14 protein-coding genes are annotated in these 14,899 nt (G+C 72.8%); 5 read left to right on the top strand and 9 right to left on the bottom strand.

All coding sequences use genetic code 11. The annotated features are described in order from the left end of the window. Positions 1 to 14 precede the first annotated feature (14 nt). The 3 genes from LPH33_RS13285 to LPH33_RS13295 all read right to left on the bottom strand — a co-directional run bounded on the left by LPH33_RS13285 (position 15) and on the right by LPH33_RS13295 (position 3,720). Positions 15 to 1,385, bottom strand: coding sequence for a metallopeptidase TldD-related protein (locus tag LPH33_RS13285; RefSeq protein WP_229564913.1), 1,371 nt, complete (start codon positions 1,383 to 1,385; stop codon positions 15 to 17). Continuing rightward, positions 1,382 to 2,893 carry a TldD/PmbA family protein gene (locus LPH33_RS13290; RefSeq protein WP_088899437.1) on the bottom strand — a complete coding sequence of 504 codons (1,512 nt, stop codon included), beginning with the start codon at positions 2,891 to 2,893 and terminating at the stop codon, positions 1,382 to 1,384. The genes LPH33_RS13285 and LPH33_RS13290 overlap by 4 nt, the downstream gene beginning before the upstream one ends. A 62-nt stretch (positions 2,894 to 2,955) precedes the next feature. Next, positions 2,956 to 3,720 (bottom strand): TSUP family transporter, encoded by a 765-nt coding sequence (locus tag LPH33_RS13295; RefSeq protein ID WP_229564914.1) that lies wholly within the window; start codon positions 3,718 to 3,720, stop codon positions 2,956 to 2,958. Between the two features lie 104 nt (positions 3,721 to 3,824). Between LPH33_RS13295 and LPH33_RS13300 the strand changes: the two genes are divergently transcribed. From LPH33_RS13300 to LPH33_RS13315, 4 genes are read left to right on the top strand one after another with little or no spacing between them, the layout of a single operon-like run. After that, positions 3,825 to 4,367 carry an FxsA family protein gene (locus LPH33_RS13300; RefSeq protein ID WP_088899438.1) on the top strand — a complete coding sequence of 181 codons (543 nt, stop codon included), beginning with the start codon at positions 3,825 to 3,827 and terminating at the stop codon, positions 4,365 to 4,367. A 19-nt stretch (positions 4,368 to 4,386) separates the two neighbouring features. Further along, positions 4,387 to 5,997, top strand: a complete 1,611-nt coding sequence (locus LPH33_RS13305) for an amidohydrolase (RefSeq protein ID WP_229564915.1) — start codon at positions 4,387 to 4,389, stop codon at positions 5,995 to 5,997. Beyond that, complete coding sequence (gene lnt / locus LPH33_RS13310; protein WP_229564916.1) at positions 5,994 to 7,622, top strand: apolipoprotein N-acyltransferase; 1,629 nt, start codon at positions 5,994 to 5,996, stop codon at positions 7,620 to 7,622. Before LPH33_RS13305 ends, lnt begins: the two co-directional genes overlap by 4 nt. After that, complete coding sequence (locus LPH33_RS13315) at positions 7,622 to 8,395, top strand: polyprenol monophosphomannose synthase (RefSeq protein WP_229564917.1); 774 nt, start codon at positions 7,622 to 7,624, stop codon at positions 8,393 to 8,395. The genes lnt and LPH33_RS13315 overlap by 1 nt, the downstream gene beginning before the upstream one ends. A gap of 45 nt (positions 8,396 to 8,440) precedes the next feature. Here the strand turns inward: LPH33_RS13315 and LPH33_RS13320 are convergent, their stop codons facing one another. The 5 genes from LPH33_RS13320 to LPH33_RS13340 form a co-directional block, all read right to left on the bottom strand. Further along, positions 8,441 to 9,436 (bottom strand): AurF N-oxygenase family protein, encoded by a 996-nt coding sequence (locus tag LPH33_RS13320; RefSeq protein ID WP_229564918.1) that lies wholly within the window; start codon positions 9,434 to 9,436, stop codon positions 8,441 to 8,443. Beyond that, complete coding sequence (locus LPH33_RS13325; RefSeq protein ID WP_229564919.1) at positions 9,433 to 10,347, bottom strand: prephenate dehydrogenase; 915 nt, start codon at positions 10,345 to 10,347, stop codon at positions 9,433 to 9,435. Before LPH33_RS13325 ends, LPH33_RS13320 begins: the two co-directional genes overlap by 4 nt. Next, positions 10,344 to 12,509, bottom strand: coding sequence for an aminodeoxychorismate synthase component I (gene pabB / locus LPH33_RS13330; RefSeq protein WP_229564920.1), 2,166 nt, complete (start codon positions 12,507 to 12,509; stop codon positions 10,344 to 10,346). The genes LPH33_RS13325 and pabB overlap by 4 nt, the downstream gene beginning before the upstream one ends. 8 nt (positions 12,510 to 12,517) lie before the next feature. Next, positions 12,518 to 12,922: a chorismate mutase gene (locus LPH33_RS13335; RefSeq protein WP_420714438.1), complete on the bottom strand. Its 405-nt coding sequence runs from the start codon at positions 12,920 to 12,922 to the stop codon at positions 12,518 to 12,520. A 265-nt stretch (positions 12,923 to 13,187) separates the two neighbouring features. After that, a complete protein-coding gene (locus LPH33_RS13340; RefSeq protein ID WP_026061850.1) occupies positions 13,188 to 13,526 on the bottom strand; it encodes an RNA polymerase-binding protein RbpA in 339 nt (112 codons plus the stop codon). Between the two features lie 231 nt (positions 13,527 to 13,757). Between LPH33_RS13340 and LPH33_RS13345 the strand changes: the two genes are divergently transcribed. Continuing rightward, positions 13,758 to 14,099, top strand: a complete 342-nt coding sequence (locus tag LPH33_RS13345; protein ID WP_120284335.1) for a hypothetical protein — start codon at positions 13,758 to 13,760, stop codon at positions 14,097 to 14,099. Positions 14,100 to 14,139: 40 nt separating this feature from the next. Here LPH33_RS13345 and LPH33_RS13350 read toward each other — a convergent pair whose 3' ends face one another. Further along, a complete protein-coding gene (locus LPH33_RS13350) occupies positions 14,140 to 14,727 on the bottom strand; it encodes a hypothetical protein (protein WP_229564922.1) in 588 nt (195 codons plus the stop codon). Positions 14,728 to 14,899: the final 172 nt, after the last annotated feature.

The raw sequence follows: 14,899 nt of genomic DNA on the forward strand, positions 1-14,899 counted from the left end.
GACCGGACCGGAGGTCAGTGCGCGGCGCTGACCGAGGACATGTGGAAGTCGGGGATGCGCACCGGCGGCATCGCGGTGCGGGTGAACCAGTCCTTCCACTCCCGCGGCAGGGTGCGTTCGGTGGCGCCGATCTCGGTGGCGCGGCCGAGCAGATCCACCGGGGACTCGTTGAACCGGAAGTTGTTCACCGCCGCCCGCACCTGCCCGTCCTCGACGAGATACACCCCGTCGCGGGTCAGGCCGGTCAGCAACAGCACCGCCGGGTCGACCTCCCGCAGGTACCACACGGTGGTCAGCAGCAGACCGCGTTCGGTGCGGGCGACCATGTCGTCCACATCGGCGGTGCCGCCGCCGGTGAGCAGCAGGTTCTCACCCGGCGCCGTGGGGGTGGCGCCGAATTCGGCGGCCGCGGCCCGCGGATACGCCAACGCGTGCAGTGCGCCGTCGCGCAGCCAATCGACCCGCGAGGCGCTCATGCCGGTGTCGAACACCGAGACGCTGTCAGTGGAGGCGGTGGCGACCACGAACGGCGCATAACCGAGCCCCGGGGCGGCCGGATTGGACGTCAACGTCACCGGCAGCGCCGCGATCTGCTCGCCGAGGCGAGTACCGCCGGGCCCCGCCCACACCGACCGGCCCTCCTCGGCGCCGCGCCCGTCGAGGGACCACAACAGCGGGATCATCAGATCGGCGACCACCGACGGCGGCAGCAGTGTCTCGTACCGCCCGGCGGGCAGGTCGACGCGGGTGCCGGCCCAGTCCAGCCGCCGCGCCAGCTCGGCGCGCAGCGGATCCATCGCGAGGTCGGTGAAGTCGACGGTGCCGGCGCCGACCCAGGCGCTCGCCCCGGTCAGGCCGCCGCGTTTGCCGTTGATCTCGAGCGAGCCGTCGCGCTGCACCCAGCGGCGCCGCACCCCGGTGGAGGTGCCCAGCCACATCGTCGTGGATTGGTGGTGCGCGAACCCGTAGAGGGCGTCGGTGTTGTCGAAGCCGGCGGCGAGCCCGTCGAGGAGCGGGGCGAAGACCTCGATGTCGGTGCCGACAGCCTCTTCGCCCCACTGCGGGTCGGTGGCGTCGCCGTCGATCAGCGGCATCGTGTCCGGGGCCGCCGGGGCCTGCTGCGCGGCCTCCCACGCCGCGCCGACCACCCCGCCGATGTCGTCGGCGTCGACGATCGCGGCGCTGACCACCCCGCAGTGCGCCCCGTCGGGGGTGCGGCGGATCGCGAGGATCGTGGCGCCGCGGGCACGGACGGAACCGTTGGTGGTCATCGAGTTGCCGGCCCACCGCAGCGACGCCTCGGCGTTGTCGGTGACGATCACGATGGTCTCGTCGGCGGGGGAGGCCGCCAGCGCGGTTTCGACGAGTCGGTCTCCGGGGATCATCGGCCACCCTCCTGCACCGTGTTGAGCACGTTCACGCCGCGCACCAGCACCGACGGGCACCCGTGCGAGACGGACGCGACCTGCCCGGGTTGCGCCTTGCCGCAGTTCATCGCGCCGCCGAGCTGCCAGGTCGACGCGCCGCCGACCGACTCGAGGGCACCCCAGAACTCGGTGGTCGACGCCTGATAGGCCACATCGCGGACCTGCCCGGCGAGGCGGCCGCCGCGGATCCGGTAGAACCGCTGCCCGGTGAACTGGAAATTGTGCCGCTGCATGTCGATCGACCAGCTGCGATCACCGACGATGTACAGCCCGTCGTCGACCCCGGCGATCAGATCGGCGGTGCTGCGATCGACGCTCGGATCGGGTTGCAGCGACACGTTCGCCATCCGCTGGATCGGCACGTGATGCGCCGAATCGGCGTAGGCGCAGCCGTTCGAGCGGGCCACCCCGAGCTTCGGGGCGAACGCCCGGTCGAGCTGGTAGCCGACGAGCACCCCGTCCTTCACGAGATCCCAGGACTGGGCGGCGACCCCGTCGTCGTCGTAGCCGACGGTGGCCATGCCGTGCGGTTCGGTTCGGTCGGCGGTGACGTGCATGACGTCGCTACCGTAGCGCAGGCTGCCGAGCAGGTCGGGGGTGGCGAAGGAGGTGCCGGCGTAGGCGGCCTCGTAGCCGATGGCGCGGTCGTATTCGGTGGCGTGCCCGACCGATTCGTGGATCGTCAGCCACAGATTCGTCGGGTCGATCACCAGATCGGTGCGGCCCGGCGTCACCGACGGGGCCTGCGCCTTCTCCGCGAGCTGCTCGGGCAGTTCGGCGAGCTCACGGCTCCAGTCCCACCACCGGTCCGAGGCCACATACTCCCAGCCGCGGCCGGTCGGTGGGGCCAGGGTGCGCATCGACTCGAAGGTGCCGGCCTCACGGTCGACGCGGGTCGCGTCGAGGTCGGAGTGGATCCGCACCCGCTGCTGGGTGATCGTCGACCCGGCGAGATCGGCGTAGAAGGTCTGTTCCTTGACCAGGGTCAGATTCGCGGCGACGTGGTCGACGCCGGCGGCGTCCTGCAGTCGCCGCGAACGGTCCTCGAGTACCGCGATGCGCTCGGCCGCGGGGACGGTGAACGGGTCGATCTCGTACGGCGAGACCCACACCGCGTCCCGGTGGACCGGTTCGTCGGCCCACTGCACCGGATCACGGTTCAACGCGCGCAGGGTGCGGGCGACCGCGACGGCTCGGGCCGCGGCGTCGGCGGCGCCGTCCGGGCCGGGCACCGGATGCGACGCGAACCCCCAGGTGCCGTCGAGCAGCACCCGCACCGCCACCCCGCAGTCGCTGTCGTCCACCGCCGCTTGCAGGGCGCCGTCGCGCAGGGTGCTCGTCCCGGTTCGGATCCGATGCACCCGCACATCGGCGTGACTCGCACCCGCCGCCCGCGCCACCGTCAGGCCCGCGTCGGCGGCGGCGTGCAACGGCAGGGCCAGAAAATCGTCGTCCACCGCATTCACCCGCCCACGGTAACGCCGGGATGTGCGGCATCGGGGTTGCCGCACCGAGCGTCTCGGGTGGCTCAGCCGAACTGTTCGATGCCCAGGCGGATCACCATGGCGATCACCACGACCAGCAACACCACCCGCACGAACCCGGCGCCGCGGGCGAGCGCCATCCGGGAGCCGAGCACCGAGCCGGCGACATTGCACACCGCCAGCGCCGCCCCGAGCGCCCACCACACGTGCCCGCCGACGGCGAACAGGACCAGCGCCCCGAGATTCGAGCCGAAGTTGAGCACCTTCGCCATGGCCGCGGAGGTGACGAACTCGCTGCCGAGCATCGCCGCGAACACGATGATGAAGAAGGTGCCGGTGCCGGGCCCGAGGATCCCGTCGTAGAGGCCGATCACCGCCGCGGCCGTGATCACGACGGTGACCAGCCGCAGCGTCGACGGGCGGCGGGTGCCGCCGGCGCCGAGTTTCGGGCGGGCGGTGACGAACACCGCCACCGCGACGAGCACCACCATCACGATCGGGATGAACACCTCCCGGTCGATGAGCGAGACCGCCGCCGCCCCCGCCGCCGCGGCCACCGCGGCGACCAGGGCGGCGGGGCCGAGCAGCGACCAGCGCAGCGGGATGCGCCGCGCGAAGGTCAGCACCGCCGCGCCGGTCCCACAGATCGCGGTGAGCTTGTTCGTCGCCAGCGCCGCCTGCGGTGTCAACTGCGGGGCGACGAGGAACAGGGCGGGCAGCAGGATCAGCCCGCCACCGCCGACCACCGCGTCCACCCAGCCGGCGGCCGTCGCGGCGGTCATCAGCAACGCCCAGTCACCTGCAGTCATGGCGGCCATTCGATCACGCGCCGTATCCGGGGGCGGGTGCGGGAGCAAAACCGGCGGCCCGTTCGTTGACCGGACAGAAACCGCCGACGGAAGGAAGTCCCGCCGTGTACCCGTTGTTGTTCGTGCTCTACGTCGTGGCGGAGATCGCGGTGCTGGCCTGGCTCGGCTCCACCCTCGGCGCCCTGGCCACCGTGCTGATCTTCCTCGGTGTCAGCGCCGCCGGTTATCTCGTGCTCGCCGCCCTGGGTCGTCGCGCGCTGCGCAACCTCGGTGAACTGCGCGGGGGCCGGGCGCCGCGCGCCAATTCCCCGGAGCGGGTGCTCACCGACGGTGCGCTCATCGGCGCCGGCGCGGCCCTGGTGTTGATTCCCGGCATCGTCAGCACCGTGCTCGGGATGCTGTTGTTGCTGCCGACCCGCGCCGCGCTGCGGCCGGTGGTGCGCACGCTGGTCGCGCGACGCGCCCGCGCCACCGGGTTCTCCGCGCAGCGGCTGGTGGTGGTCGACGGACAGGTCGTCGACCACAGCGTCGTCGGCGGCGCCCCGCACCTGACCGGTGGTCCGGCGGTGACCGAGCAGGTCGACGACCGTGGCACCGTGCTCGAAGGGGAGATCGTGGAGACCCCGCGCCGCCGCGAAGAGCGGTAACCGGGCAGACTGGGCACTCGTGAGCCCTGCACCGCACACCCAGCTTCTCGTCGGCGGCCGCATCTACAGCGCCAGTGCCCCCGATGCCACCGCGATGGCCGTCACCGACGGCACGGTCGTGTGGGTCGGGCAGGACCGGCCCGGCCGCGCCCTGCACCCGGACGCCGAGATCGTCGACCTGCACGGCGCGTTCGTCGCCCCCGGTTTCGTCGACACCCACGTGCACACCACCACCCACGGCCTGGCCCTGACCGGGCTGGATCTGACCGACGCCGTCGACCGCGAGGACGCGCTGCGCCGGGTGCGCGCACACGCCGATGCGCACGACGACGCGGTGATCTGGGGGCACGGCTGGGACGAGACCCGCTGGCCCGACCCGACGCCGCCGACCACCGCCGACCTCGATGCCGCCGCCCCGGCCCGGCTCGTCTATCTCGGCCGGATCGATGCGCATTCGGCGGCGGCATCGAGCGCGTTGCGGGCCGCCGCCGAACCCCTCGACGAGCTGGACGGGTTCGATCCGCAGCAGCCGCTGACCGCCGCGGCGCACCACGCGGTGCGCGGCGCCGCCCGCCACGGGCTGACCGCCGCGCAGCGTGCCCGCGCCCGCTTGGCGGCCCTCGACGATTTCGCCGCGCACGGCTACGTCGCGGTGCACGAATGCGCCGGCCCCGACATCTCCGGGCTCGACGACTTCACCGAACTGCTCGGCACCGACCATCCGGTGCAGGTGCGCGGCTACTGGGGCCAAGCGGTGCGCACCGGCGAAGACGCCGCGGAGCTGCTCGCGAAAACCGGCGCCGATGCCCTGGGCGGGGATCTGTTCGCCGACGGGTCGATCGGTTCGCACACCGCCGCGCTGGCCCGCCCGTACGACGACCTAGCGGACTGCTGCGGCACCACCTATCTGACCGAGGACGAGCTGACCGCGCACGTGCGGGCGTGCACCTCGGCGGGCATCCAGGCCGGTTTCCACGTCATCGGTGACGCGGCGACCACCGCCGCGGTCGCGGCCTTCGAGGCGGTCGCCGCGGAGGTCGGGGGACCGGCGCTCGCCGCGCGTGGGCATCGGCTCGAGCACGTCGAGTCGCTGACGGTCGCGCAGGCGGAGGTGTTGGCGCGGTACGGGGTGATCGCGAGCATGCAACCGAGCTTCGACGCGCTGTGGGGCGGGCCGGACGGGATGTACGCGCAGCGGCTCGGCGCCGACCGCGCCGCGGCGTTGAACGCGTTCGCGCCGCTGGCGGCGACCGGACTGGCGTTGGCGTTCGGCTCCGATGCGCCGGTGACAGCGCCGCGGCCGTGGCCGATGCTGCGTGCGGCGGTGCACCACCGCACCGAGGGCAGCGGGATCTCGCCGCGGGCGGCGTTCGCCGCCGCGACCCGCGGCGCGTGGCGCGCCGGTGGGGTGCGTGACGGGATGGCCGGCACCCTCGATCCGGGGGCGCCGGCGTCGTATGCGATCTGGGAGGTCGGGGAGCTGGTGGTCAGCGCCCCGAAGGATTCGGTGCAGCGGTGGTCGACGGATCCGCGGTCACGGGTGGCGCCGCTGCCGGATCTGACACCGGGCACCGCCGATCCGGTGCTGGTGCGCAGTGTGCACCGCGGCCGGGTCGTGTACGCGCGGTGACCGGCCGACGCTTCGCGAAGGTCACCGCGCGGGCGGTGCGTGTCGTCGCGCTGCGCGCGCTGCTGGCCGTCGTCGCGGGAGTGTTGCTGTTCGCGTCGTTCCCGCCGCGTCCGCTGTGGTTCCTCGCCCCGGTCGGGATCGCGCTCCTGGTCGGTGTATCGACTGCAGCGCCGCTGCGGCGGCGCGCCGGGTTCGGCTACGGCTATCTCGCCGGTCTCGGTTTCCTGGTGCCGCTGCTGCCCTGGATCGGCGTCTATGTCGGTCCGTTGCCGTGGTTGGCGCTCGCCGCCACCGAGGCGGTCTTCGTCGGTCTGTTCGGGGCGCTGGTGGTGCACCTGCGGTCGTTGCCGGTCGCGCCGTTGTGGATCGCGGCGGCATGGAGCCTGACCGAATGGTTGCGCTCGAGCGTTCCGTTCGGTGGGTTCCCGTGGGGTCGGTTGGCGTTCGGGCAACCCGACGGTGGGTTCGTCTCCCTCGCCGTCGTCGGGGGCGCCCCGCTGGTGTCGTTCGCCGTGGCCGCGACCGGCGCCGGTCTCGCCGCCCTCGCCCTGACCGCCTACCGCCGTCCCCGCCCGGCGCGGGCCTGGACGGCGCCGGTCGCGGTGACGCTGCTCGGGCCGCTGCTCGCCGCGGCGGCGTGGCCGCTGGTGCGCACCACCACCGACGAGTCGTCGACGGTGACGGTCGCAGCGATCCAGGGCAGCGTGCCGCGCCTGGGCCTGGACTTCAACGCCCAACGCAAGGCGGTGCTCGACAACCACGTCGCCCGCACCCTCGCCCTCGCCGAGGACGTCGCCGCCGGGCGGGCCCCGGCCCCGGATGTGGTGATCTGGCCGGAGAACGCCTCGGACATCGACCCGCTGCGCAACGCCGACGCCGCCCGCGACATCTCCGCCGCGTCCGCCGCGATCGACGCACCGATCCTCGTCGGGGCGGTGCTCGTCAACGACGACCGGACCACCACCAATTCGGTGATCGTGTGGGACGCGCAGACCGGTCCGGGGGAGCGGCACGACAAGAAGATCATCCAGCCGTTCGGCGAATACCTGCCGTGGCGGTCGTTCTTCCGGTTGTTCTCCGAGTACGCCGACCGCGCCGGCCATTTCGTGCCCGGCGACGGCGACGGCATGGTCACCGCCGGCGGCATCGACATCGGGGTGGCGACCTGTTACGAGGTGGCCTTCGACCGGGCGTTCCGCGACTCGATCGACGCCGGCGCGCAGCTGCTGGCGGTGCCGACGAACAACGCCACCTTCGGCGACACCGAGATGACCTATCAGCAGCTGGCGATGTCGCGGGTGCGGGCCGTCGAGCACGGCCGGGCCGTGATCGTCGCGGCGACCAGCGGGGTCAGTGCCATCGTCGAACCGGACGGTCGGGTGCAGCAGAGCACACCGTTGTTCGTGCCCGATGCCCTGGTGGCGCAGGTGCCCTTGCGCGCAGACGTTACGCTGGCTAGTCGGCTCGGAGTGGCGCCGGAGCTTGTGCTCTGCGCCGCGGCCGTGGCCGCCACCGCTCTCGCCCTGGTGCGGGGGCGGCGGGAGAAGGCCGGTGCGGCAGCTCGCACCAGCACCGGCGCAGCAGGAGCACCGGCCGGTGGCCGGTTCGACAAGGAGGACCTCTGATGGCAGCGGCGACGCCGGCCGGGAACGACAGCGCACCCAGCGCCCGCACCCTGGTGATCATTCCGACCTACAACGAGCGGGAGAACCTCGGTCGGATCATCACCCGGCTGCACGCCGCGCTGCCGCACACCCATGTCCTCGTCGTCGACGACGGCAGCCCCGACGGCACCGGTGACCTCGCCGACGACCTCGCCGCCGACGAGCGCATCGCGGTGCTGCACCGCACCGAGAAGAACGGTCTCGGCGCCGCCTACATCGCCGGTTTCCGGTGGGGTCTGGCGCACGACTACACGGTGCTCGTGGAGATGGACGCCGACGGCAGTCACGCCCCTGAACAGCTGCACCTGCTGCTCGAGAAGGTCGACGCCGGCGCCGATCTGGTGCTCGGCTCGCGTTACGTGCCCGGCGGCACGGTGGTGAACTGGCCGTGGCATCGCGAGGTGCTCTCCCGCGGCGGCAACATCTACTCCCGCCTCGCGCTGGGGGTGTCGGTCCAGGACATCACCGGCGGTTACCGCGCCTATCGCCGTGAGGTGCTCGAGAAGCTCGACCTCGACGCGATCGCCTCGCACGGCTACTGCTTCCAGGTCGATCTCGCGTGGCGCACCCTGCAGGCCGGGTTCACCGTCGCCGAGGTGCCCATCACGTTCACCGAACGGGAGATCGGTGAGTCGAAGATGAACGGCAACATCGTGCAGGAGGCCCTTGTCCGGGTCACCGTGTGGGGGCTGCGCAGCCGCCTCGCGCGCCTGCGGGCACTGCTCGGCCGCTGAACCGGCCCGCGCGGCCGAGGTGTCAGGCGCTGCGCGGCTGATGCGCTAGCCGCTGCGCGGCCACGGCCAGCGGGCGTCGAGTTCGTCCCCGAGCCCCAGGCCCGCGCACAGCCGGCGGATGGCGCTGCAGTCCTGCACCACCGGCCGGCCCTCGGTCACGGCGATGGTGTCGGCGACCAGCTCGTCGCCGCCGGGGATGTTCTCGTGCGCGATGATCGCCGCCCAGGTGGAGGTGTCGGAGCCGGTGAACGCCGCGACCGCGGTGCCGAGCGCGTCGAGCAGCCGCACCCGATCGGTGTCGTCGAGTTCGGTGAGCACCGCGGTGAGCAGCCCACCGGCCAGCGAGGCGTGGCACAGCTCGTCGCGGCGGTGCACCGCCACCGTCGCGCGGTTGACCGGTTGCAGCTCCGGGTCGGTGGTGAGCAACGCCAGATAGGCGCTGATCGAGGTCTCCGCGACGGTGGTGAACGCCAACTGCACCAGCGCCGCGTCCCGCGGGGTCTCGGCGTGCGCGACCGCGGCGCGATGCTCGCGCACCGTCGGGCACGGCGGCAGCACCGACTCCGGCAGCGTCCAGCCGCGGCGACGGCGGGTGAGCACGTTGGCCTGCTGGTGCATGAGGGTGTGGTACTGCTCGTCGACCATCGCCTGGAGCACCCCGGTGACCACCGTGTCGGACGGGTCGATGCCGAAGGCGTCCTCGGTGATCAACGCGAAGCCGGGGTTGACGACGTGCTGTTCGATGTCGACGACGCTCTTGTTGTACGCGATCCACGCCCACGCCCGCAGCCGCGCCTGCTGCTGCTCGTCGAGCGCGAGATAACGCGGATGCTCGGCGAAGGGCAGCATCTGCTCGGGATAGTCGGCGCGGTCCGCCTCGAACAGCGCGTCGAGGTCGACCTCGGGTTTCTTCACGGCGGCGCGGCGCGGCCACGAGCGGGTCAGCCCGGCGATCACCGCGCTCTCCGCCGAATCGGACGGATCGTATTGCGGGAGTTCCGGCGCGCGCAGCTGCGGGCCGGGGATGTCGGACGCACTCATGTCCGGCTCCTTTCCTCGCTCGGATCGCCGGCCGCACCCGGATCGCGGGGCAGCGCCGCGAACAGCTGCGCACACAGCTGCGCGGCGGCGGGTTGCCCGTCGCCGAGCGCGGCGCGGGCCCGGTCGAGCAGCGCCGCGAAGTCGGGCAGCGCGTCGGTGGCGGCGTCGAGATCGGCGACCGCCTCGGCGAGGGCGCGGCGGGCGGTGGCGGCGTACGGGTTGGTGAGCTGGATGTCGTGGTAGACCTCGGCGGTGCCACCGGCGACGCGGGCGAGCAGCGCCCGCAGCACGGTGTGCGGGGGCGCGGCGACCTGCGCGGCGACCTCCGGCACGTCGAGCCGGTCGAGGGCGATACCGAACGCGAGGATCGCGGCGTGGGTGAGCACCTGCACGGCGGCGGTGATCCGGTCGTGCTCGTCGGCGGTGGTCTCGACCACCGTGGCATCCCAGTCGCGCAGCGCCGCGACGAACTCGGCCACCACCGGGGCGTCGTGGTGGCGCACCGTCAGCACGGGCCGGCCGGGCAACCCGAGATCGGGGGCGAACATCGGGTTGATGCCGAGCGCGGAGGCGCCGGGCCGGTAGGTGTGCAGCGCCGCGGCGATCGGGGTCTTCACCGACAGGGTCTCCACCAGCAGGGTGTGCGGGGACAGCAGCCGCGCGAGCACCGGCAGGGCGGCACCGGCGACGACGTCGGGGACGGCGAGCACCACGATGTCGGCGCCGTCGAGCGCCGCGGCGAGGCGGGTGTCGGGGGCGGTCAGATCCGCGCGCAGCATCCCGGGTGCAGCCGGGTCGGCGGCCGGGTCGACGACGAGCACCTCACGGCCGGCCTCGCGCAGCGCGGCGGTGAGCAGGGCGCCGACGGCGCCGCATCCGCCGGCGACGACCACCCGGCCGGGCGTGGTCACGGCCCGGCCCGCCCCGGCAGCACCGGTGGCCCGTCGACGAGATCGGCCGCGGAGCCGACGGCACCGGCCCCGTCGGTCGGGGTGGTGTCGCGGGCGGCGGCGAGGCAGCGGCGCATCACCACGGACTTGACGAGGGTCTCGTCGAGTTCGTCGTCCGGATCGGACAGCGCCACGATCGCCCCGCCGATCCCGAAGGTGACCTCGTGGGCGGTGGCGACGAGGGTGCGGATGACCACCGACAGGTCGGCGGCGCCGGTCGGCGACAGATACCCGATCGCCCCGGAGTACACCCCGCGCGGGCCGTCCTCGAGCTTGTCGATGATCTCCATGGTGCGCAGCTTCGGGGCGCCGGTCATCGACCCGCCGGGGAAGGCGGCACGCACACAGTCCACCGCCGAGACGTCCGGGCGCAGCCTGCCGCGCACCGTCGACACCAACTGATGCACCGCCGCATAGGTTTCCACCGCGAACAGCGCCGGCACGTGCACCGAGCCGGGCACGCACACCCGCGACAGGTCGTTGCGCACCAGGTCGACGATCATCAGGTTCTCGGAGCGGTCCTTCTCGCTGGCCTGCAGTCCGTCCCGCAACGCCGCGTCCTCACCGGGGGTGCGGCCGCGCGGGCGGGTGCCCTTGATCGGTTTCGATTCGACGGTGCCGTCGGCGTCGATCCGCAGGAACCGTTCCGGGGACGCGCTGAGCACCGCGACCTCGGGGAAGTCGAGCAGCGCACTGTAGGGGGTGGGACTGATGCGGCGCAACACCCGGTAGGTGCTCAGCGGGTCGATGCCGCCGTCGACGGTGACGGTGTTCGTCAGGCACACCTCGTACGTCTCGCCGCTGCGGATCTCGTTCTGGCACTGGGCGATCAGGTCGAGATAGCGCTGCGGGGAGTGCCGCAGCCGCAGCTGCGGGCCACCGTCCGCGCCGATCAGCGGCACCGGGACCTGTTCGTCGGTCGCCGGTTCGGGCAGCGCCGCGACGATCGCGGCGGTCGCGTCGAACCAGGCGAGCGTCTCGGGCTCGTCGGTGTCCTCGGTCAGGGCCAGCAGATAACAGCAACGCCCGTCGTGGTCGACGACCACCGCGCGGTCGGCGAAGACCAGCGCGGCGTCGGCGTAGGGGGAGGTGTGCACGAGCTGCGCGCCGGCGTCGGCCTTGAGTTCGTAGCCGAGATAGCCGACATAGCCGAGCGCGAACCCGAACGGCAGGTCGTCGCGGGCGGCGACGCGGCGCTCGGCGAGCCGGGCGGTGAGATGGTCGAAGACGGGGCGGCGGTGTTCCTCGACGGTGCCGTCGGCGCGGTGTTCGCGCACGATGCCCTCCCCGACCCGGTAGGTCAGGTAATCGGCGCGCGGTCCGGCGCCGTTGCCGAGGACGGTGAACCGCGACTGCGGATCCAGCGCGGCGCTGCCGTCGAGCCAGAACCCGTGCGGCCCGGCGGCGAAGAGCGCCTCGTAGACGGCGGACGGGTCGAGGTGCAGCGGCAGTCGGCGGCTGGCGAGCACGTAGCGCGGGGCAGATTCGGGTGCCGGTTCCGGATCGGCGGGGGCGGTGACGGTGATCGGGCTGCGCGGCGGGGTGGCGTCGCGGAAGTTGGCGAGCAGTTGCGCGCCGTGGGCGGTGCCGATCGATTCGGGATGGAACTGCACCCCCCACAGCGGGCGGTGCCGGTGCGCGACGGCCATGAGCAGCCCGTCCGGGGTGCGGGCGGTGGCGACGAGGTCGTCGGGGACCGGGTCGGCGATCAGCGAGTGGTAGCGCACCGCCTCGAACGGTGACGGCAGCCCGGCGAACAGGCCGGTGCCGTCGTGCAGGATCGGGCTGGTGCGGCCGTGCACCGGTTCGGGGGCGGTGATCACGGCGCTGCCGAACAGTTGGCACAGCCCCTGATGGCCCAGGCACACCCCGAGCAGCGGTACCCCGGCGTCGGTGAGGGCGCGGGCGCTGATCCCGAAGTCCCGGGCCCGGTCGGGGCGGCCCGGTCCGGGGGAGATGACGATGTTGTCGAACGGTTCGGCGACGAGCTCGTCCCAGCTGCGATCATTGGTGAGTACCCGCGGCGGGAGGCCGTTGACGCGGGTGATCAGGTCGTAGAGGTTGTAGGTGAACGAGTCGTAGTTGTCGATCAACAGCGTGCGGAGCGGTCGGGGCGCGGACACGACGGGCCTCAGTTCGTGCCGTCGCCGCGGCGACCGGAGCCGACCCGGTCCGCGGCGTCGTTGCCGAAGGCGACCCGCTCCGCGGAGTCGTTGCCGGAGACGATGCGGTCCTCGACCCGGCAGGCCTCGTCGATGAGCAGGGTGTACAGCGAGCGCACGAAGTCGCCGGACAGGCCGTGCCGGTGCGCGTAGTCCTGGGCGCGGCGATGCACGACCTCCATGCGGCCGGGTTGCATGACGTCGAGGCCGTGGCGTTGCTTGAGTTCGGCGACGCGTCCGCACACCTCGAGGCGGGCGCGGACCCCGTCGAGCAGGGCCCGGTCGATGTCGTCGAGTTCGGCGCGCAGCTCGGCCAGTTCGGCGGCGGCCCGGGTCGGCGGTGCGTCCGCCGCAGTGTGGTGACGGTCGGTCACGGACACTCACCCCCTTGCAAGCGACCCGCCGGAACACCGGCGCGAAGGTCGTGGATCGGGCGTGCCGATCATGATCGATCGGCGTGCGATCATGATTGCACGCACCGTCCGGCCGATATCGACGATTGATCGATTCGTGGCGGGGCCGCAACCGAATTCGCGGAACCACCGTCCCGTCGGGAGGGCGTCGTCGGGTCCGTAACGGCGTGTGCCGCCCCGGACGATCGTCCGGGGCGGCACACGTGCGAGTTTCGGCGGCGTGGTGTCAGGCGCCGCGGCGCTTGGCCTTGAGCAGGTCCAGGCGCTCCTTGAGCAGGTCCTCGAGTTCCTCGATGGAGCGACGCTCGAGCAGCATGTCCCAGTGGGTGCGCGGCGGCTTGACCTTCTTCGGCTCCGGTGCGGCGCCCTCGACCAGGGTGCCCTCGAGGCCGTTCTTGCAGATCCAGGTGCCGGGGATCTCCGCGTCGTCCGCGAACGGCACGTCGTATTCCTCGCCGTTGTCGCAGCGGTAGCGCGCGATTCGCCGCGGCGCCAGATCGTGGTCGCGGTCGGTTTCGTAGCTCACCGCCCCGAGTCGGCTGCCTCGCAGTACACGATCTGCCATGGTGGTGTCCTTCCTTGTGTGCTCCGCCCGGGTGACGATGCCGTGCGGCATCGACGCCGAGCTCGACGTCCACTGTGCTCAACGTCGGAGGAGCCGATTCCGTTCCCGCGGCCCACCGAGGAGCCGAAGGGCAAGTCTACCGACCCGCCGCGTCGCCACGCGCACGGCGCCCGCACCGGCCGCGCATCCGGTGTTCCCGCCGCCCCGCCGGGGGTGCGGGCGGGCAGTACAGTGACGCTCGTGACCGGACGTGACACGCGAGCGAGCACGTGCCTGTGGTGCGGGCGCCCGGTACCGGAGATCGGCACCGGCCGGCGACGCCGGTACTGCCGCCAGTCGTGCCGGCAACGCGCCTACGAGCAGCGCAGCAGCGCCCGCCGCGCCGGGCTGCCCGAGGATTCCGTGGTGCTCACCGCCGCCGAGGTCGAGGCGCTCGCCGACCGCGCGTTCCGGGTGCGCTGCGCCGCCGAGGACGTCGCCACCGCGGTCGCCGAGGGCGCCGCGGCCGACGAGCTGACCGCCCTGTGTACGGAGCTGCTCGAGCTGGCCCGCGACGCCGAACGACTGCGCTGACCGCACACGAGCCGACAGCACACGCTCGGGAGCACAGGCCTCAGGCGAAGAAGCCGCCCATGGTGTAGACGACCTGGCAGAACGCGCCGTTGGCGTACTGCAGCGAACCGAACAGGGCGCCGAGCACCGCGCCGGGGCCACTGTCGATCACCGTCGACTGCAGCCCGCCGCCGTTGTTGTCGAGGGTGGCGACCCCGGCCCGGATGTTCTCCATGTTGATCCACACGAACTTCAGGTCCGAGGCGGTCACCGGCGCGCCGGCGGTGGGTTCGACGAACACCTCGATCGAGCCGAACGGCACCTGACCGTGCGGGCCGGGATGCACCCAGGCGGTGGTCATCGCGAACGGCACGACACCGCCGCCGCAGCCCGGGCCGACGGTGGGCGCGGGCGCCGAGAACGGCTGCGGGATGTTCTTCGGCGGCGGCGCGAACGGATTCGCCGAGCCGGAATCGGCGACGAGCCGTTCGAGCGCGGCGAGGGTCTCGGGCGAGTCGGCGACCTCCGCACGCAACTGGTCGAGAGGCGCCCCCGGCGGGGCGGTGTCGGCGGCGGCCTGAGCGGGGGCCGCGAGCAGGGCGGCGGCGAGCAGGGCGGTGACGAGCGGGGCGGATCGGCGACGCAACATCTCGGGCTCCTTCGAATCGGGTCGAGCAGGCGGGACGAGACGATCCGGTCGCGATCCGGTCACGCACCGGTCGCGGCACGGAGGCACGAAGGTGACGGCCGCTTCGAGAATAAGGACACCTATCCGGTTTCGGGGCGTTTCCGGCGAGCCCGATCCTGCTTCGACGCCGACC

Origin of the sequence: Rhodococcus sp. RDE2, assembly GCF_020885655.1 — a bacterium.
GTDB classification, from domain to species: Bacteria; Actinomycetota; Actinomycetes; order Mycobacteriales; family Mycobacteriaceae; genus Rhodococcus; species Rhodococcus pyridinivorans.

Coding starts and splice junctions, on each gene's coding strand:
- LPH33_RS13285 (WP_229564913.1), bottom strand. CDS start 1,385: ATGATCCCCGGAGACCGACTCGTCGAAACCGCGCTGGCGGCCTCCCCC.
- LPH33_RS13295 (WP_229564914.1), bottom strand. CDS start 3,720: ATGACTGCAGGTGACTGGGCGTTGCTGATGACCGCCGCGACGGCCGCC.
- LPH33_RS13315 (WP_229564917.1), top strand. CDS start 7,622: ATGGCAGCGGCGACGCCGGCCGGGAACGACAGCGCACCCAGCGCCCGC.
- LPH33_RS13320 (WP_229564918.1), bottom strand. CDS start 9,436: ATGAGTGCGTCCGACATCCCCGGCCCGCAGCTGCGCGCGCCGGAACTC.
- LPH33_RS13340 (WP_026061850.1), bottom strand. CDS start 13,526: ATGGCAGATCGTGTACTGCGAGGCAGCCGACTCGGGGCGGTGAGCTAC.
- LPH33_RS13350 (WP_229564922.1), bottom strand. CDS start 14,727: ATGTTGCGTCGCCGATCCGCCCCGCTCGTCACCGCCCTGCTCGCCGCC.